The sequence below is a fragment of the Pseudomonas sp. R3-52-08 genome (assembly GCF_003851745.1).
Taxonomy (GTDB): Bacteria; Pseudomonadota; Gammaproteobacteria; order Pseudomonadales; family Pseudomonadaceae; genus Aquipseudomonas.
The window spans coordinates 1,576,816-1,595,449 of sequence record NZ_CP027730.1 but is presented as its reverse complement, the minus strand read 5'-3'; the positions used below and the strand labels follow the sequence as shown (position 1 = coordinate 1,595,449).

Here is an 18,634-nt window from a genome sequence, read left to right as displayed (position 1 = left end):
GTTGTCTGGTGCGAAATTACAAACCGGCGATGTATTCAGGCGGTGGGTGCAGGTCGCTGTTGCGCCCGGCCTTGGCCACCTGGCCGGGCAGTTCATGGCCCAGCAACGCTGGCAGGCGCCGCGACATGTGCAGCAAGTGCGGCAGGTCGATACCGGTGTGAATGCCGACCTCTTCGCACAGGTTGACCAGGTCTTCGGTGCAGATATTGCCCGACGCACCCGGTGCAAACGGGCAACCACCCAGGCCGCCCAGCGCCGCGTCGAAACGTCGGGCCCCGGCTTCGTAAGCGGCCAGCACATTGCATAAACCCAGGCCGCGGGTGTTGTGAAAATGCAGGGTCAGGTCGCACGCGGGTATATGTGCCAACACGCGCTTGACCAGGCGTTCGACCTGCCGCGGATTGGCCATGCCAGTGGTGTCCGCCAGGGTGATGCCCTGGATGCCCAACTCGCGATACGCCTCGACAATCCGCAACACCCGGTCTTCATCGATGCGGCCTTCGAACGGGCAACCGAAGGCGGTGGCGACGCTGCCGTTGAGGCGCACCGGGTGGTCGGCGGCAAAGCTTGCGATATCGCCGAAGGCTGCCAGGGACGCCTCGCAGCGCATGCGCATGTTCGCCAGGTTGTGGGTCTGGCTGGCAGACATCACCAGGTTCAACTCATCGGCGCTGGACTCGATGGCGCGTTGGGCGCCTTTGAGATTGGGGATCAGCGCCACGTAGATCACGCCGGGCTTGCGCTCGATACCTTGGAATACCTGCTCGCCATCGCGCAATGCCGGAATGGCCTTGGGCGAGACGAACGAACCCGCTTCAATGCGCGAAAAACCGGCGAGGGAAAGCTGGTTGATCAGCGCGATCTTGTCGGCGGTTTCGACCCAGGTCGGCTCGATCTGCAGGCCGTCGCGCGGGGAGACTTCCTGCACGATCAGCGAGTCGGAATAATTGCTGATCATTGCACCACTCCCGAAGCCTTCAGGCGTTGAATGTCAGCGTCTGTCAGGCCCAGCTTTGCGAGGATGTCATCGGTGTGCTGGCCCAGCGCAGGACCTTGCCAGTTCACCGCGCCGGGCGTTTCCGACAGTTTGGGTACGATGCCGGGCATCTTTACCGACACACCACCGGGCAAATCGGCATCGAGCAACATATCCCGCGCCTGGTAGTGCGGGTCGCTGACAATGTCCGCCACGGAGTAGATGCGCCCGGCCGGCACTTCAGCGGCCTCCAGGGCGCTGAGCACCTGCTCGATGGGCAGGCTGCTGGTCCAGTGGGTGATTGCCGCGTCGAGCAAACCACTCTGTGCCGCACGGCCATCGTTGTGGGCGAACTCAGGCGCAGCGGCCAGGTCGGCGCGGCCGATGGCGGTCATCAGGCGCTTGTAGATCGGGTCGCTGTTGCCGGCGATCACCACGTAGGCGCCGTCGGCGGTCAGGTACGTATTGGACGGCGCGATACCGGGCAAGGCACCGCCGCTGCGCTCACGTACATGGCCGAGCATGTCGTATTCGGGCACCAGGCTTTCCATCAGGTTGAACACGCTTTCCGCCAGGGACACGTCGACGATTTGCCCGTCACCCTGGCCGGTCTTGACCCGCAGCAGCGACATCAGCGCGCCGATCACACCGTGCAATGACGCAAGCGAATCCCCCAGGCTCACGCCGACCCGCGCCGGTGGCGAATCCGGGTTGCCGGTGGTGTAGCGAATGCCGCCCATGGCCTCGCCGATCGCACCGAAACCCGGGCGGTCGCGATAGGGCCCGGTCTGGCCATAGCCGGAGATGCGCACCAGGGTCAGCTTGGGGTTGAGGGCATGCAACACATCCCAACCCAGGCCGAGTTTTTCCAGGCCACCGGGGCGCAGGTTTTCGATCAGCACGTCGGCGTCGCCGAGCAGTTGCTTGATCAGGCTCAAGCCTTCTGCCGACTTGAGGTCCAAGGCCAGGGACTGCTTGTTGCGCGACTGCAGGTACCACCACAGCGACGTGCCTTCGTGCAGCTTTCGCCATTTGCGAAGCGGATCGCCCTGCCCCATGGCTTCGATCTTGATCACCTCGGCACCAAACTCGGCCAATATCCGCGCCGCGAACGGCGCGGCAATCAGGGTGCCGATCTCGATCACCTTGATACCGTTCAGGGGAGCCGTCATCGGGTGTACCTCTTGTTCTTGGAATGTGTCGCCAAGGCTAGAGGACAGCCGTAGAAGAAATCCAACCGTCAGTTGGCAAGGAGCGTTCGCGAAACGCGAACGAACAAAGCATTATCTGTAGGAATCCGCCGCGCTACTCAGGTAATCAAAGAGCAACCGGCTGACCGGCGACAACTGCGCCTCATCGCGCACCACCAGGATCAGGCTGCGGTTCGACCAGGCATCCGTCAGCGGCACCGCATGCAAACCCAGCGCACGGCCGAACAATTCATAGGCTTTTTGCGGCAGGATGCCGATGCCCATATTCGCCTGGACCATCCGGCACATCGCATCGAACCCCGGCACGTGAATACGCAGGCGCAGCATCTGGCCGGCCTCGCGCGCGGCGGCATGGGTGCGCATATTGATCGAGCTGGCGGCGTGCAGGCCGACATAATCGCTGCCCAGGGTCTCACTGAAAGCCAGCGCCTCACGCGACGCCAGCGGGTGCCCGGCCGGCATCAGCACCACCAGTTTGTCATGGCGATAGGTCACGCTGGGCAAGCCTTTGGTGTCGGTATCACTGGAGCAGATGCCCAGGTCTGCCACACCGTCCAGCACGCCTTGCACCACGCCGTTGCTGGGGCGTTCCTCAAGGTCGGTTTGTATTTGCGGGTGCAACGCGCAAAAGTCGCGCAAGTCTTCGGGAAGAAACTGAATGATGGCCGAGAGGTTGGCCAACATCCGCACATAGCCGCGCACGCCATGGCTGTGTTCACTCAGTTCCAAGCCCATTTTCTCGACATTGAACAGCATCTGCCGCGCATGGTGCAGCAGGGTTTCGCCGGCCGCCGTCAGTGCCATACCCTTGGCGCGGCGCACAAACAGGCTGACGCCGAGCACTTGCTCCAGCTCCATCAAGCGCTTGCTGGCTGCCGACACCGCGATAGCCTCACGGGCGGCGGCACGGGTCAAGGTGCCCTCCTCGAACACCGCGACAAACAGTTGCAGGGTGATCAAGTCGAGGCGGCGCACCAGGCTTTTGTGCAGCATCAGCGACGCTCGGCCGCCAAGCGATTGATCTCGGCCTGCTCCACCACAGGCTGCGGCGCGCCATGGCTCACCGCCTGCAACATCGCACGGCCGACGGTCTCGGTGCTGACGACCCAGCTCGGCTTTATCCGACGTACAAAAGAGAGCAACGGCCCGAGCACGCTATAGAACGCCTGGTACAGCGGCGTCTTCGAACGCACACCGTGCAACGGCTGGATGATCCCCGGCCGGAATAGATAGACCGCCCTGAACGGCAAGCGCAGCAAGGCGTTCTCGGTCTTGCCCTTGACCCGCGCCCACATCGACTTGCCCGTCTCGGAACTGTCAGTGCCGGCGCCGGAGACATAGATAAACGTCATCTGCGGATTGAGCCGCGCCAGGGTGCTGGCGGCGACTAAAGTCAGGTCATAAGTGAGGTGGGTGTAGTTGATTTCATTCATGCCCGCCGAGGAAACGCCCAGGCAGAAGAAACACGCATCAAAGCCTTGCAGCAGGTTTTCCAAGGGTTGGAAATCCAGCATGTCGCTGTGCAACACCTGATGCAGTTTGCCGTGCTCCTGGGTCAACGACGTGCGGCCGACGGCAACGACTTCCTGCACGTCGGGCGCCAGCAGGCACTCGCGCAGTACGCCCTGACCGACCATGCCGGTGGCGCCGAATAATAGAACTCTCATGGGGGACCTCAGCGGCAAGCCGCAAGCTTCAAGCTCAAGTTGAACGCGTTCAACCTTTAGCTTAACGCTTGCAGCCCAAAGCTGCCCCCTATCAAAACGCGCTGCGAAAAATCTCCTCGATCTGACGCTGATCCGCCCGTCGTGGGTTGGTCAGGCCGCATGCATCCTTCAGCGCATTACTCGCCAGCAGCGGAATATCCTGCAATTTGGCGCCAAGTTCGCGCAGGCCGGCGGGGATTTCTACGTCCTGGGACAGGGCGCGAATCGCGACGATAGCGGCCTGCGCGCCCTCTTCCGGGGTAACGCCCTTGATATCGGCCCCCAACGCGCGCGCCACGTCACTCAAACGCTCGGCGCTGACACTGGCATTGAAACTCTGCACGTGGGGCAGCAGCACCGCATTGCACACGCCATGGGGCAGGTCGTACAGGCCGCCGAGCTGATGCGCCATGGCGTGCACAAATCCCAGCGACGCGTTGTTGAACGCCATGCCCGCGAGGAACTGCGCATACGCCATGTTTTCCCGCGCGGCTATGTCGCTGCCATCGCGCACGGCCAGGCGCAGGTTGGCGCTGATCAGTTCGATCGCCTTGATTGCACAGGCGTCGGTGATCGGTGTGGCGGCGGTGGACACATAGGCTTCGATGGCATGCGTCAAGGCGTCCATACCGGTAGCGGCGGTGAGGCCCTTGGGCATTGCAACCATCAACGCCGGGTCGTTGACCGACAGCAGCGGCGTGACATTGCGGTCGACGATGGCCATTTTCACGTGGCGGGTTTCGTCGGTGATGATGCAGAAACGGGTCATCTCACTGGCCGTGCCGGCGGTGGTGTTGATCGCCACCAGCGGCAGTTGCGGCTTGCTTGATTGATCGACCCCCTCATAGTCGCCGATACGCCCGCCGTTGGTGGCGCACAGGGCGATCCCCTTGGCGCAGTCATGGGGCGAGCCGCCGCCCAGGGACACTACAAAATCGCAGGCGCTCTGTTGCAGCAGCGCCAGGCCTTTCTCGACGTTTTCCACCGTGGGGTTGGGCCTGGCGCCATCGTAGACCACCGAATCGATGTCCTGCAGAGCCAGCTTTTCGGCGACCATGCTGGCCACGCCGGCTTTGCACAGGCCCTGGTCAGTGACGATCAACGCCTTGCGAAAGCCGTAGTTGCGCATGGCAATCATGGCTTCGTCCAGGCAGCCGATGCCCATGATATTGACGGCGGGAATAAAGAACGTGCTGCTCATGGTCGATCCTCAGGGGCTTTATACCCACAGAATCCACCGGTACCACTTGCCGCATCTTGACCAGGATCAACGCCGGCTCGTGATAAAGTCACCGTCCAGCCGATTTCGAGTAGACCCGCCGCAATGAAGGATTTCCAGGATATTGACGCCCACCTTGAAGACTGGAGCGCACTGCGTGGCGCCATCGACTTCAACGGGATTCTGATCGGCAACGGCGCAAGCCGCACGATTTGGGAAGACTTTGCCTACGACTCACTGTTTGAAAACGCCCGCACAGTGGAAGAAAAACCCCTGGGCCAATCCGAACTCAGCGTATTCGACGCGCTGCAAACCCGCAGCTTCGAGCAGGCCCTTGGCGCGCTGAAAACCACCAGCCGCGTCAACAAGGCCCTGGCGGTCAGCTCGGCGGCGCCACGCAATCGCTACTATGCGATCAAGGAAGCGCTGATCAATACGATCCACGCCGTGCACATCCCCTGGCGCCTGGTGCAGCCCTCGACCCTGGCGACGCTCAACACCGAACTGGCCCGCTACGCTACGGTCTTCACCAGCAACTACGACCTGCTCAACTACTGGGCGATCCTGCACACGCCGGGTATCGACGACCTGTTCCGCAGCGCCGACTCAAGCTTCGACCTGCGCGATACCCGCACCGACGCCACACGTATTTTGTACCTGCACGGCGGCCTGCACCTGGTGCGCAACCTCGACGGCACCGCGCGCAAACTGCCGTCCACCGACAGCACGTTGCTCAGCAGTTTCGCGATCAACAACACGATCAAGACCCTGGACGACGTGCCGCTGTTCGTCAGTGAAGGCCCGGTGCACGAGAAGCTCAAGACCATCCGCAGCTCGGATTATCTGTCGTTCTGTTATGAACAGTTGCTCACCCACGAAGGCGCGCTGTGCATCTTCGGCCATGGCCTGGGGCCGCAGGATAAACACTTGGTGGACGCCATCCGCCAGGCCAGCATCACCACCCTGGCGATTTCGGTATCGGGGCGCAGCGACGGGTTCATTCGCCAGCAGAAGCAGCGGTATTCGCAGTTATTCCAAGGCACCGGCATGGAACTGAAATTCTTTGCCGCGCGTACTCATCCACTGGGTAATCCGGCGCTGTCGGTGCCAGTCGAACACTGATCCAGTGAACGAAGAAGACCAAATGTGGGAGGGGGCTTGCTCCCGATAACGGTGGACCAGCCAATGAATGTGTCGGCTGACACACCGCCATCGGGAGCAAGCCCCCTCCCACATGGGCCCCGCGCCTAGTTCAAGAAACCATCGGCGCGCAGCAGGGTTTCCAGGCAATGTTCGGTGATGTGGTAGAACGCCTTCAGCTCCTGAATTTTCCCCAGCAGTTGCGCGTTGTCCAACGGCTGCGCGCGCTTGATCGCCAGGATCATCTTGTTCTTGTTGGTGTGCTCCAGCGAGATGAACTCAAACACTTTGGTTTCATAGCCACAGGCTTCGAGATACAAGGCGCGCAAGCTGTCGGTGACCATTTCTGCCTGTTGGCCCAGGTGCAGGCCGTATTGCAGCATTGGCTTGAGCAGCACCGGGCTCTGGATCTGCAGGCGAATCTGTTTGTGGCAGCACGGCGAGCACATGATGATCGACGCGCCGGAACGGATGCCGGTGTGAATCGCGTAATCGGTGGCGATATCGCAGGCATGCAGGGCGATCATCACGTCCAGCTCGCTCGGCGCGACGCTGCGCACGTCGCCGCACTTGAATACCAACCCGGGGTGTTCCAAGCGTGCGGCGGCGGCGTTGCACAGGGTCACCAGGTCTTGACGCAGCTCGACACCGGTCACTTCGCCTTCGGCCTTGAGGGTGTTGCGCAGGTAGTCGTGGATGGCAAACGTGAGGTAGCCCTTGCCCGAGCCGAAATCGGCGACGCGCACGGGTTGGTCCAGCTGCAACGGCGAGGCTGTCAGCGCATGGCTGAACACTTCGATGAACTTGTTGATCTGCTTCCACTTGCGCGACATCGACGGGATCAGCGCTTGGCTGGCGTCGGTCACGCCCAGGTCGGCAAGGAACGGCCGGCTCAGGTCGAGGAAGCGATTTTTTTCGCGGTTATGCTCGGCCGATGGCGCCTCACGCAATTGTTGCGGCTTGCTTTTGAACAGCGAGCTTTTGTTCTTCTTGCTGTATTCCAGCTGGGCTTCGTCCATAAGCGACAACAAGTGTGCGTTCTTGAACGAGGCTGGCAGCAGCTCGGCAATCGCCGCCACGCCGTCCGCCAGTGGGAAGTTCTTGGTGATGTCGCGGGTCTTGTAGCGGTAGACGAAGGACAGGCAGGGCTGCTCCTTGACCGTCACGGGCTTGATGATCAGCCGCTGCAGTTCGGCCTCCGCGCCCACGTACTTGGCCAGCACCAGCTTGATGAAGGCGTTCTGCGCCAGGCTTGCGCTCAGCAGTTCGATGAACTGGGCGTGATGATCCGGCGCAGGGCTGGCAGGTTGAGCGGTGACGGACATGAACAAAAACGCCTCGGGCAAAGAATGCCGGGCATTTTAGGGGGGATAACTGGCCAGGGCACGGAGTTATTTGACCAATGGTACGTTCCAACAGCCAAAGTAGTTCCAAATGTGGGAGGGGGCTTGCTCCCGATTACAGTGTGTCAGTCAGAGATGTTCTAACTGAACCATAGCTATCGGGAGCAAGCCCCCTCCCACATTTGGAATTTCGTTGACTGGGCTATTCCAGTACGACCAGACGGTTCGGCAGTTCATTACGCGTCTGCGTCACTGGCACATGCACCTTGAGCACTTCACCACAGGCCTCGATGCACGCGATAAACCCCGCCAACGTCTGCCCCTGCTTCACCTGCTGGGTGAATGCCTTGACGATGCCATCCCAGCAGCTGTCGTCCAGGCGCTTGGAGATGCCTTCATCCACCAGGATTTCCACATAACGCTCCGCCTCGCTGACAAAAATCAGCACACCGGTGCTGCCCAGCGTGTGGTGCAGGTTCTGCTCGAGGAACTGGCGGCGTGCCAGGTTCGAGGCGCGCCAGTGGCGGACCGAGCGCGGGATCAAACGGGTGGTGACCTTGGGCAGACGAAACAGCAGGCACAACACAATGAAGGTCGCCCACTGCGCCAACAACAAGGTGTACATGGTCAGGTAGCCCGACAGGTAATGCACCACCCCGGGTACCACCAATGCGATCAGGCTGGCCCACAGCAACGGAATGTAGGCGTAGTCATCGGCGCGTGCAGCCAGCACCGTGACCAGCTCGGCGTCGGTCTGTTGCTCGACCCGGGCGATCGCTTCGGCCACTTGGCGCTGCTCGTGTTCAGTCAGTAATGCCATGGTTGTAGATGCTCTTTTCTCGTTATTGTCATTACCAGCCGCCCGACGCCCCGCCACCGCCGAAACCACCACCGCCGCCGCGAAAACCTCCTCCACCGCCGCCCCCACTACCGCCGCCACCGCCGCCACCACCGCCGCCACCGCCACGCCCGATAAGGCTGAGGATAACCAGCAGGATAGTGCCCACCGGCAGGCCCATGCGATGACACAGCCACAACACGCCGATCAGCAGGATGAAGAAACCGATGGAAAGCGCGGGATTGTCCTTCGGGGCGGACCACGGATCCGCCACACGGGCCGGCACGGCCAGCGGTTCACCGCCCACCACCTGGATCATCGCCGCGACACCGTCGCTGATGCCCTGGCTGAAATTGCCGGCCTTGAACTTGGGCGCGATCACTTGGTTGATGATCACCCAGGACTGCGCATCCGTCAGCACACCTTCCAGGCCGTAGCCGACTTCGATGCGCAACTTGCGCTCGTCACGGGCCACGATCAACAGCGCGCCGTTATCCTTGCCTTTCTGGCCGATCCCCCACTGGCGGCCCAATTGATAACCGTAGTCTTCAATCGGCACGCCCTGCAGGTCGGGCACGGTGACCACCACGATCTGGTCACCGGAGGTCTGTTCCAGCGCCTGCAATTGCTGCGTCAGTTGCTGGCGCACCGCCGGGTCGATCATCTGGGCGTTGTCCACCACCCGCCCGGTCAACGCCGGGAAGGTCAGGGCCGCCTGGGCCATGCCCACGCAGGCCAGCAGCCACAGCGCCAGGCCTATCCGTAATAAACGCATCGACACCTCAAGGCAGCGTTATTTGAACTTCACCTGCGGCGCCTTATCGGCATCGGCACTGGTGGCTTCAAACGTGGCGCGGATCGGCAAGTCGCTGTACATCACGCTGTGCCACAGGCGGCCTGGGAAGGTGCGGATTTCGGTGTTGTAGGCCTGCACGGTCTGAATGAAATCGCGACGGGCCACGGCGATACGGTTTTCAGTCCCTTCGAGTTGCGATTGCAGGGCCAGGAAGTTCTGGTTGGCTTTCAGGTCCGGATAGCGTTCGGACACCACCATCAAACGGCTGAGTGCGCCGCTGAGGCCGTCCTGGGCTTGCTGGAACTGCTTGAGTTTTTCCGGGTTGTCGAGGGTGCTGGCATCGACCTGGATCGAGGTGGCCTTGGCCCGCGCTTCAATCACGGCGGTCAGGGTGTCCTGCTCATGGGCGGCATAGGCCTTCACCGTTTCCACCAGGTTGGGGATCAGGTCGGCACGGCGTTGGTACTGGTTCTGCACCTGGCCCCAGGCCGCCTTGGCCTGTTCGTCCAGAGTCGGAATGTTGTTGATGCCGCAACCGCTCAATACGCTGCTGATCAATAACAGCGCCGCGGCTTTCAAGCCCCAGCGGTAACCTTGTGCTGCTTGCATGGTGTATCTCCTGCCAATCTGGATGGAATGTGATGACTAACCCTATAAACCACGCGCTTGGGGCATAATCCGCCACCACTGGAATGCTTCGAGCCAATCAGCTACAAAGATGCCCAGCGCGAAAAAGAGTTCAGAGTGTGCTGCATTTATCTGAACAACACCCGAACAACAATAGACGCTCCCCACATTTTGGCCGATCAGCCTGACCGCTGTGCAGTGAGCCGAAAAAGGATATTCATGAAGAAGCTGTGTTTGCTCGGCCTTGTTGCCACTCTGGCCAGCCACCCCGCATGGGCAGAAACAAAGCCTGCTGCGCTTGACGACAAGGACGCCTTCGTCAGCGCCCTACTCAAACAGATGACCCTCGATGAAAAGATCGGCCAATTGCGCCTGATCAGCATCGGCCCCGAGATGCCCCGCGAGCTGATTCGCAAGGAAATCGCCGCCGGCCGCATCGGGGGCACGTTCAACTCCATCACTCGCCCGGAAAACCGTCCCATGCAGGACGCGGCCATGCGCAGCCGGTTGAAGATCCCGATGTTCTTCGCCTACGACGTGATCCACGGCCACCGCACGATTTTCCCGATCAGCCTGGCCCTGGCCTCCAGCTGGGACATGGACGCCATCGGCCGCTCCGGGCGCATCGCCGCCCAGGAAGCCGCCGCCGACAGCCTCGACATCACCTTCGCGCCGATGGTCGACATCTCCCGTGACCCGCGCTGGGGCCGCACCTCCGAAGGCTTCGGCGAAGACACGTACCTGGTGTCGCGCATTGCCGAAGTCATGGTCAAGGCGTTCCAGGGCGCCAGCGCCGCGAATGCCGACAGCATCATGGCCAGCGTCAAGCACTTCGCCCTGTACGGCGCGGTGGAAGGCGGGCGCGACTACAACGTGGTCGACATGAGCCCGGTCAAGATGTACCAGGACTACCTGCCGCCGTACCACGCGGCGATCAAGGCCGGTTCCGGCGGCGTGATGGTGGCGCTCAACTCGATCAACGGCGTGCCCGCCACCGCCAACACCTGGTTGATGAACGACCTGCTGCGCAGGGACTGGGGCTTCAAGGGCCTGGCCGTGAGCGACCACGGTGCGATCTTCGAACTGATCAAGCACGGCGTGGCCAAGGACGGGCGTGAAGCCGCCAAACTGGCGATCAAGGCCGGCATCGACATGAGCATGAACGACACGCTGTACGGCAAGGAACTGCCGGGGCTGCTCAAGTCCGGCGAGATCGAACAGAGCGACATCGACAACGCCGTGCGCGAAGTGCTCGGCGCCAAGTACGACATGGGCCTGTTCAAGGACCCGTACCTGCGCATCGGCAAGGCCGAGGATGACCCGGCCGATACCTATGCCGACAGCCGCCTGCACCGTGCCGACGCCCGCGACATCGCGCGCCGCAGCCTGGTGTTGCTGAAAAACCAGAACCAGACGCTGCCGCTGAAAAAATCCGCGACCATCGCGCTGGTCGGCCCGCTGGCCAAGGCGCCGATCGACATGATGGGCAGCTGGGCCGCCGCCGGTAAGCCGGAACAGTCGGTGACCCTGCTTGACGGCATGAACGCGGTGATCGGCGAAAAGGGCAAAGTGATCTATGCCCGTGGCGCCAACATCACCGGCGACAAGGCGGTGCTCGACTACCTCAACTTCCTCAACTTCGATGCCCCGGAAGTGGTGGATGACAAGCGTGCGCCGCAGGTATTGATCGATGAAGCGGTGAAGGCTGCGCAGAGCGCCGATGTCATCGTCGCGGCCGTAGGCGAGTCCCGTGGCATGTCCCACGAGTCCTCCAGCCGCACCGACCTGAACATTCCGCAAAGCCAGCGCGACCTGATCAAGGCCCTCAAGGCCACTGGCAAACCGCTGGTACTGGTGCTGATGAATGGCCGGCCGCTGTCGATTCTCGAAGAGAACCAACAGGCTGACGCGATTCTGGAAACCTGGTTCTCCGGGACCGAAGGCGGCAACGCCATCGCCGACGTGCTGTTCGGTGACTACAACCCGTCGGGCAAGCTGCCAATCACCTTCCCACGCTCCGTGGGGCAGATTCCCACCTACTACAACCACCTGAGCATCGGCCGGCCGTTCACGCCGGGCAAACCGGGCAACTACACCTCGCAGTACTTCGATGACACCACAGGTCCCCTGTTCCCATTTGGCTATGGCCTGAGCTACACCACGTTCGACCTGTCGGACATGGCGCTGTCGTCCACCACCCTTAACAAGACCGGCAAGCTCGACGCCAGCGTCACGTTGAAAAACACCGGTAAGGTGGAGGGCGAAACCGTGGTGCAGTTGTACATCCAGGACGTGGCCGGCTCGATGATCCGCCCGGTGAAAGAGCTGAAGAACTTCCAGAAGGTCATGCTCAAGGCTGGAGAGGAGCGCACGCTGCACTTCACCATTACCGAGGAAGATTTGAAGTTCTACAACAGCCAGCTCAAATTCGCTGCGGAACCGGGTGAGTTCAATGTGCAGATCGGGCTGGATTCCCAGGATGTGCAGCAGCAGAGCTTTGAACTGCTGTAACTGATCGTTCCCACGCTCTGCGTGGGAATGCATACCGTGACGCTCTGCGTCACAAAAGCGGACGCAGAGCGTCCAGGGCGGCGTTCCCACGCAGAGCGTGGGAACGATCGTTAGCCGCGCCGATTCAGCAGATTGACCACCAACCGATCAATCCACCCCCACACCCGCTGCTTCACCCGCCGCCATAACGGCCGGGCCTTCCACGCTTCCAGGCTGACCGCCAGGCTCTGGGCAAAATCACGCTCGAAACTGCCCGCCACCGCCGCCGTCAATGCCGGGTCCAACGCCTCCAGGTTGGCCTCCAGGTTGAAGCGCAGATTCCAGTGGTCGAAGTTGCACGAGCCAATGCTGATCCAATCATCCACCAGCACCATCTTCAAGTGCAGGAAGCACGGCTGATACTCGAAGATCTGCACCCCCGAACGCAGCAAACGCGGGTAATAACGGTGCCCGGCGTAGCGCACCGACGGATGATCGGTGCGCGGGCCGGTGAGCAGCAAGCGCACATCCACCCCGCGCCCGGCCGCGCGGCGCAAGGCACGGCGCACGCTCCAGGTGGGCAGGAAGTACGGCGTGGCCAGCCAGATACGCGTCTTGCTGCTGTTCAAGGCACGGATCAGCGATTGCAAAATATCCCGGTGCTGCCGGGCGTCGGCATAGGCCACCCGGCCCAGGCCAGGCCCGGTCGCCGGCACCTTGGGCAACCGCGGCAGGCCGAAATGCGTCGCGGGTTTCCACTCCCGGCGGGCGGCGTTGGCGTGCCATTGACGATCGAACAGCGCCTGCCAATCCAGCACCAGCGGACCGCTGATCTGCACCATCACTTCATGCCAGTCGGCGGTGTCCTGGCCCGGCGTCCAGAACTCATCCGTCACACCGGTGCCGCCAATCACCGCGATACCTTGGTCGACCAACAACACCTTGCGGTGGTCACGGTACAGGTTGCGCATCCAGCGCCGCCAGCTCAGGCGGTTGTAGAACCGCAGCTCCACACCCGCGTCGGTCAACCGCTTGCGCAGCCCAAGGGTAAACGCCAGGCTGCCGTAATCATCGAACAGGCAACGCACCCGCACCCCCCGCTCGGCGGCGAGTACCAATGCCTGCACCATCGCCTCGGCACAGGCGCCGGCTTCCACCAGGTACAACTCCAGATCGACTTGCTGCTCAGCCCGCGCAATCCCGACCAACATCTGCGGGAAGAAACTCGGCCCGTCGATCAGCAACTCGAAACGGTTGGCGCTGCGCCACGGGAACACCGCGCCGCCCACGTCAGCGCGCCGTAAAGATCAGCACCGCACCCACCGGCACCGACAAACTGATCGATTTAAGACCTGCGACCTTGCGCAGCGCGGCCACGCCTGGCGCGAGGTCAAAATCCTCGGCATGCACCACCACCGGCTCCAGGGTCACCACCTGGAAGCGCCGGTCATCCAGGCGCGTGGCCAATAGCTCGGCCGTGTAGGTCTGGGTCTTGCCATGCAAGGTGATGCTCAGCGGCAGGCGCAACTCCAGTTGCGCGCCAGAGGCCAAGTCATTGATCGGTTGCAGGTTGATCTGAGCGCTGACCAACGCTTCGGGAAACTGCTTGATCTCGAACAACTCTTTGCGCATGCGCTCGTCACGCAGCGGGACACCACTGTTGATCGACTCCAGCTCTACCTGCACCTGGGCCGCGCCATTGCTGTCGACCTTGCCGTGCAGCACGAGGAAGCGCTGCACTTCGGCGATTTCGGTGTTTTTGGTGGTGACGAACGACAGGCGTGAAGACTCGTTATCCAGGTACCAGTCGGCACTGGCAGGCACGGCGGCGCAGGCCAGCAATGCGAAGACAAGGGGTTTGACATTGAACATAAGGACTCAGGGGCGAAAAAATCTGCACGAACAGTAAGCGCAATGTCCCGACCGGCGCAAATCCAATGTGGGAGGGGTGATGTGTGGGCTTCAGGGATTCAGCCGACAGCCCTGACGGTCGCCCAGCCACCGCGCCGTATGCGTGCGCCCCAACCCGCTCGCCGTCACTTCACTGCGCTCGGGGTTATCACTGAAGGCACTGGTCGGCACGTATTGCTTCACATAGCCACGGCAGTAAATGGCCGGTTGGTTTTCCACGTAGCGACACGAGCAATACTCCTTGGCCGTGTACGCCGCGATGATGTCGGGAAAGGCTTGCAGGTTGATGCGCTCATGCCACACCCAGCCCAACAACACGAGCAACAGCACCAGCAAAACGCTGATAAGCGGATGGCGCCGAATCATGATCGCACCGCCGCCAGCACGCGTTTGAGCAGTTCGTTATGCCGGTAGCTGCCGTCGCGGTCATCGCCGTAGCGCACGATGACCAAGTGCTCGTCGGGCAGTACGAACAGCGCCTGGCCCCAGTGCCCCAATGCGGCGAAGGTGTCGGCCGGTGCGTCGGGCCAGGGTGCGGGGGTGCCCTGGTTGAGCCACCATTGCCCGCCTGGCACGGCTTCATCCTGGCCCGCTTTGTAATTGGCGAAGGGTTGGCGATTGAACGCGACCCACTCCTTGGGCAGCAATTGTCGTTCGCCCCAACGCCCGTCCCGCGCCATCAACAGCCCGACCCGCGCCAGATCGCGGGCGGTGAGGTAGGCGTAGGACGAGGCGACGAAGGTTTCGTCGGCATCGGTTTCCCAGGTTGCAGTGCGAATGCCCAATGGCTTGAACAACGCCTCCCACGGGTAGCTCATATAAGCCTTGTGCCCGAGCATGCCTTTGAGAGCGGCGGACAGAATATTGCTGTCGCCGCTGGAGTAACGAAAAGCCTGGCCGGGTGGGTCGACGGCCTCGGTCTCGGCCGCGAATTGCGCCATATCGGCGCGGCCACGGGTGTAGAGCATCGCCACTACCGAGGATTTGAGCGGCGCGTATTCATAGTCTTCCTGCCAGTCCAGGCCCGAGGCCCAGTGCAGCAGGTCGGCCATCGTCACCTTGGGGTGCTGTTTCATTGGTGGGTAAAAGCGTGCGGCGGGGTCGTTCAATTTGAAGCGGTTTTCGCCGTAGGCCACCCCCAGTAAGGTCGCCATCAGGCTTTTGCTGACCGACCAGGTCAGGTGCGGCGTGCTGGCGCTAGTGGGTGCTGCGTAGCGTTCATAGATGATCTGGCCGTCGCGGATCACTAACAGCGCGTCGGTACGAATACCTTGGCGAGTGTTGTCGTCACGGGGCGGGAAAGCGTAGGCATTCAGCGCGTCGACAGCAGGACCTTCGATCAACCTGCCCGTCACCCAGTCATGGCCAGGCCAGGTTTCAGCACGCGCACTCACGGTGATGAATAACAAGACAACGCACAGCAGGCCTTTGACCATGGGCGCAAACTCAAGGGGCATTCAAGCCCGCGAGCCTAATCCAGGCCGATGACAGATTGACGACAACTGGCCTGTCATCCAACCGTCACCGTAACTTCATGGAGATGACACCGAGCCTACATAGCCTGAGTTTGGACAACAAAGTCGACTGGCCGCACAACCTGGCCGGCACTCGGAGACTCGCTATGACTCAGCTCGCCCGCATCAGCGACACCGGCAATGAACGCCGCCTGCAAGCCGAACGCCTGATTGGCGCCGCGGCCTTGCAGGAAGCCCAGGCCCTGCGGTTCAACGTGTTCAGCGGCGAGTTCAACGCCAAGCTGAAAGGCGCGGAACTGGGTCTGGACATGGATGACTATGATGTTCACTGCAGCCACATCGGCGTGCGTGACTTAAACAGCGGTCGACTGGTGGCCACCACCCGTTTGCTCGATCACCAGGCCGCCAGCACCTTGGGCCGGTTCTACAGCGAAGAGGAATTCAGCCTGCACGGGCTGCTGCACTTGCAGGGCCCGATCCTGGAAATCGGCCGTACCTGCGTCGACCCGGCCTACCGCAACGGCGGCACCATCGCGGTGCTCTGGGGCGAGTTGGCCGAGGTGCTCAACGAGGGCGGCTACAGCTACCTGATGGGGTGCGCGAGCATCCCGATGCACGACGGCGGCATCCAGGCCCACGCGATCATGCAGCGTCTGCGCGAGCGCTACCTGTGCAATGAACACCTGCGCGCCGAGCCGAAAAAGCCCCTGCCGGCGATGGACCTGCCGTCCAACGTCATCGCCGAAATGCCACCGCTGCTCAAGGCTTATATGCGCCTGGGGGCAAAGATTTGCGGCGAGCCGTGCTGGGATGAAGACTTCCAGGTGGCCGACGTGTTCATCCTGCTCAAGCGCGATGAGCTGTGCCCGCGCTATGCGCGTCACTTCAAGGCAGCCATGTGATGGGCCGCCTGCGCGTGTACGGGCGCATCGCCCGGGTGCTGCTGGTGGTGGCGCTGGGCTTGACCATGGCCAGTGTGTTTGGCCTGTTCGAGCGTTTGGGCGTGGCCAATTCGATGGTGCGGCGCCAGCGTTGGTCGCGGTTCTTCATGGCGCGGTTGACCCACGCCCTGCCCTTTCGCGTGACGGTGCACGGCCAGTTGCCGCAAACGCCGATGCTGTGGGTCAGCAATCATGTGTCCTGGACGGATATTCCGCTGCTGGGCATGGTGACGCCGCTGTCGTTCCTGTCCAAAGCCGAGGTGCGCACCTGGCCGGTGGCCGGCTGGTTGGCGGCGAAGGCCGGCAGCCTGTTCATCCGCCGCGGCGCGGGTGACAGCCAGTTGATTCGCAAACAAATGACCCGCCATCTGGAGCAACAGCACCCGCTGTTGATGTTCCCGGAAGGCACCACCACTGACGGTCGCAGCCTGCGCACGTTTCACGGGCGGTTGTTGGCCAGTGCGATCGATGCGGATGTGTCGCTGCAGCCGGTGGCGATTCGTTATCTGCGCAACGGCGAGGTGGACGCACTGGCACCGTTCATCGGCGATGATGATCTGCTGTCGCATCTGATGCGGCTGTTTGCCCATGACCAGGGCGATGTGGAGATTCACCTGCTCAAGCCGATTGCCTGCACCGGGCAGGAACGCGCGGCGCTGGCGTATCAGGCGCAACAGGCGGTGCAGAGGGCGTTGTTTGGGCCGTTGCCGGAAGCCGAATTGGAAGACACTCGCCCCGCCTATGCGGCCTGAAGCGGGCACGGTCAAATGTGGGAGGGGGCTTGCTCCCGATAGCAGTGGTTTAGTCAATATATACAGTGACTGACACAGTGCTATCGGGAGCAAGCCCCCTCCCACATTTAGTTTTGCGTTGTCAGTTGGGATTGGGCGAATTTCTGCAACTCGGGGTAGAACAGTCGGAAGTCTTCGCTCAGCGGCTCATACAACACACGCAACTCCTGCATCGCATATCCCAACTCCTCAGGCTGGGTCAGCCGCCGCGAAATCCCGCGCAATACCTGCTCCATCACCGCGAACTCACGATACGAGCCCAACCAGTCATCCGCCGCCATATATGGCGCAATCTGCGCCAGCCGCCCCGGCAACTGCGGTTCGGCCGCCAGCACGCGGTACACCTGCGCGGTGAAGTGCTCCAGCGGCTGGTCGGCATACCGCGCCCAGTCCCGCGCCAGGCAATGGTCGAAAAACACATCGAGCACGATCCCGGCATAGCGCCTGCGGGTCAGACTGAAGCGCGACAACGCCTCCGCTACCAACGGGTGGCTGTCGGTGAAGCGGTCGATGGCACGGTGCAATTGGATCGCCGCTTCGATCGAGGGACTGAACTGACCCTGCAAGCGGCCTTTGACGAAGTCGCCATACAGGCTGCCCAGCAGTTGCGCAGGCAGTTGGCCGCCCAGGTGCAAGTGTGCGAGATAATTCATGGCGCGCAGTCTACCACTGCCGCCAACGTATCGTTATAACCCGATATACCCAATTCGACTGACCTCAGAGCAAAATCATATTGGTATATCGGGATATAACGATTTAAGGTTCGCCTCATCGCGATATAACGTTTTACGACACCGAGCCTCTGCCATGCCCTTCGACCTCGACGACATAATAAAAGCCCTGGCGCACCCAGTACGACGAGACATTCTCACCTGGCTGAAAGACCCGAAAGTGCAATTTCCCGAGCAACTGCACAATCACGAATACGGCATCTGCGCCGGGCAGATCGACCAGCGCTGCGGCTTGTCCCAGTCGACCGTGTCGGCCCACTTGGCCACTTTGCAACGGGCGGGCTTGATCACCAGCCAGAAGGCCGGGCAGTGGCATTTTTTCAAACGCAATGAGGACGTGATCCAAGCTTTCCTCACTGCGCTCTTCACCGAACTCAGCGCCCCCGGCGATGCCGAGCTGGCCCCCACGACCCACTGATCAACTTGAGACAAAGGTGCT

At 61.8% G+C, this 18,634-nt stretch carries 19 protein-coding genes; 5 read left to right on the top strand and 14 right to left on the bottom strand.

Features of this window, described 5'->3' with window-relative positions; all coding sequences use genetic code 11:
* Positions 1 to 16 precede the first annotated feature (16 nt).
* The 5 genes from C4J91_RS07275 to yiaY all read right to left on the bottom strand — a co-directional run bounded on the left by C4J91_RS07275 (position 17) and on the right by yiaY (position 5,094).
* Positions 17 to 958: a hydroxymethylglutaryl-CoA lyase gene (locus tag C4J91_RS07275; protein WP_124361703.1), complete on the bottom strand. Its 942-nt coding sequence runs from the start codon at positions 956 to 958 to the stop codon at positions 17 to 19.
* Positions 955 to 2,148, bottom strand: a complete 1,194-nt coding sequence (locus tag C4J91_RS07270) for a CaiB/BaiF CoA-transferase family protein (RefSeq protein ID WP_124361702.1) — start codon at positions 2,146 to 2,148, stop codon at positions 955 to 957. The genes C4J91_RS07275 and C4J91_RS07270 overlap by 4 nt, the downstream gene beginning before the upstream one ends.
* A 111-nt stretch (positions 2,149 to 2,259) precedes the next feature.
* On the bottom strand, positions 2,260 to 3,180 hold the full coding sequence (locus tag C4J91_RS07265; RefSeq protein ID WP_124361701.1) for a LysR family transcriptional regulator: 921 nt from the start codon (positions 3,178 to 3,180) through the stop codon (positions 2,260 to 2,262).
* Positions 3,180 to 3,854: an NAD-dependent epimerase/dehydratase family protein gene (locus C4J91_RS07260; RefSeq protein ID WP_124361700.1), complete on the bottom strand. Its 675-nt coding sequence runs from the start codon at positions 3,852 to 3,854 to the stop codon at positions 3,180 to 3,182. Before C4J91_RS07260 ends, C4J91_RS07265 begins: the two co-directional genes overlap by 1 nt.
* Before the next feature lie 91 nt (positions 3,855 to 3,945).
* Entirely contained in the window at positions 3,946 to 5,094 is a 1,149-nt protein-coding gene (gene yiaY / locus C4J91_RS07255) for an L-threonine dehydrogenase (protein ID WP_124361699.1), read from the bottom strand.
* Positions 5,095 to 5,217: 123 nt separating this feature from the next.
* Between yiaY and C4J91_RS07250 the strand changes: the two genes are divergently transcribed.
* On the top strand, positions 5,218 to 6,234 hold the full coding sequence (locus C4J91_RS07250; RefSeq protein WP_124361698.1) for a DUF4917 family protein: 1,017 nt from the start codon (positions 5,218 to 5,220) through the stop codon (positions 6,232 to 6,234).
* Between the two features lie 125 nt (positions 6,235 to 6,359).
* Here C4J91_RS07250 and C4J91_RS07240 read toward each other — a convergent pair whose 3' ends face one another.
* The 4 genes from C4J91_RS07240 to C4J91_RS07225 form a co-directional block, all read right to left on the bottom strand.
* Positions 6,360 to 7,577: an SAM-dependent methyltransferase gene (locus C4J91_RS07240; protein WP_124361696.1), complete on the bottom strand. Its 1,218-nt coding sequence runs from the start codon at positions 7,575 to 7,577 to the stop codon at positions 6,360 to 6,362.
* A gap of 220 nt (positions 7,578 to 7,797) precedes the next feature.
* Positions 7,798 to 8,415 (bottom strand): TPM domain-containing protein, encoded by a 618-nt coding sequence (locus tag C4J91_RS07235; RefSeq protein WP_124361695.1) that lies wholly within the window; start codon positions 8,413 to 8,415, stop codon positions 7,798 to 7,800.
* A gap of 31 nt (positions 8,416 to 8,446) precedes the next feature.
* Positions 8,447 to 9,208 (bottom strand): YgcG family protein, encoded by a 762-nt coding sequence (locus C4J91_RS07230; protein ID WP_124361694.1) that lies wholly within the window; start codon positions 9,206 to 9,208, stop codon positions 8,447 to 8,449.
* Positions 9,209 to 9,226: 18 nt separating this feature from the next.
* Complete coding sequence (locus tag C4J91_RS07225; protein ID WP_124361693.1) at positions 9,227 to 9,838, bottom strand: LemA family protein; 612 nt, start codon at positions 9,836 to 9,838, stop codon at positions 9,227 to 9,229.
* A 237-nt stretch (positions 9,839 to 10,075) separates the two neighbouring features.
* Here C4J91_RS07225 and bglX point away from each other — a divergent pair, with 237 nt between their 5' ends.
* Entirely contained in the window at positions 10,076 to 12,367 is a 2,292-nt protein-coding gene (bglX, locus tag C4J91_RS07220) for a beta-glucosidase BglX (RefSeq protein WP_124361692.1), read from the top strand.
* 110 nt (positions 12,368 to 12,477) lie between these two features.
* Here the strand turns inward: bglX and C4J91_RS07210 are convergent, their stop codons facing one another.
* The 4 genes from C4J91_RS07210 to C4J91_RS07195 all read right to left on the bottom strand — a co-directional run bounded on the left by C4J91_RS07210 (position 12,478) and on the right by C4J91_RS07195 (position 15,693).
* Positions 12,478 to 13,635, bottom strand: a complete 1,158-nt coding sequence (locus C4J91_RS07210) for a phosphatidylserine/phosphatidylglycerophosphate/cardiolipin synthase family protein (RefSeq protein WP_124361691.1) — start codon at positions 13,633 to 13,635, stop codon at positions 12,478 to 12,480.
* Between the two features lies 1 nt (position 13,636).
* On the bottom strand, positions 13,637 to 14,218 hold the full coding sequence (locus tag C4J91_RS07205; protein WP_124361690.1) for a YceI family protein: 582 nt from the start codon (positions 14,216 to 14,218) through the stop codon (positions 13,637 to 13,639).
* A gap of 90 nt (positions 14,219 to 14,308) precedes the next feature.
* Positions 14,309 to 14,623, bottom strand: coding sequence for an amidase (locus C4J91_RS07200; RefSeq protein ID WP_124361689.1), 315 nt, complete (start codon positions 14,621 to 14,623; stop codon positions 14,309 to 14,311).
* On the bottom strand, positions 14,620 to 15,693 hold the full coding sequence (locus tag C4J91_RS07195; RefSeq protein WP_124365119.1) for a serine hydrolase: 1,074 nt from the start codon (positions 15,691 to 15,693) through the stop codon (positions 14,620 to 14,622). The genes C4J91_RS07200 and C4J91_RS07195 overlap by 4 nt, the downstream gene beginning before the upstream one ends.
* Before the next feature lie 185 nt (positions 15,694 to 15,878).
* Here C4J91_RS07195 and olsB point away from each other — a divergent pair, with 185 nt between their 5' ends.
* Positions 15,879 to 16,634, top strand: coding sequence for an L-ornithine N(alpha)-acyltransferase (gene olsB, locus C4J91_RS07190; protein ID WP_124361688.1), 756 nt, complete (start codon positions 15,879 to 15,881; stop codon positions 16,632 to 16,634).
* Positions 16,634 to 17,425: a 1-acyl-sn-glycerol-3-phosphate acyltransferase gene (locus C4J91_RS07185; protein ID WP_124361687.1), complete on the top strand. Its 792-nt coding sequence runs from the start codon at positions 16,634 to 16,636 to the stop codon at positions 17,423 to 17,425. Before olsB ends, C4J91_RS07185 begins: the two co-directional genes overlap by 1 nt.
* Positions 17,426 to 17,532: 107 nt before the next feature.
* On the opposite strand, the gene C4J91_RS07180 is transcribed toward C4J91_RS07185, so the two are convergent.
* The gene (locus C4J91_RS07180) at positions 17,533 to 18,117 is read right to left on the bottom strand and encodes an ACP phosphodiesterase (RefSeq protein ID WP_124361686.1); all 585 of its coding nucleotides are present in this window, start codon (positions 18,115 to 18,117) and stop codon (positions 17,533 to 17,535) included.
* Between the two features lie 154 nt (positions 18,118 to 18,271).
* Between C4J91_RS07180 and C4J91_RS07175 the strand changes: the two genes are divergently transcribed.
* Complete coding sequence (locus C4J91_RS07175) at positions 18,272 to 18,613, top strand: helix-turn-helix transcriptional regulator (protein ID WP_124361685.1); 342 nt, start codon at positions 18,272 to 18,274, stop codon at positions 18,611 to 18,613.
* The last annotated feature ends 21 nt before the right edge of the window (positions 18,614 to 18,634 follow it).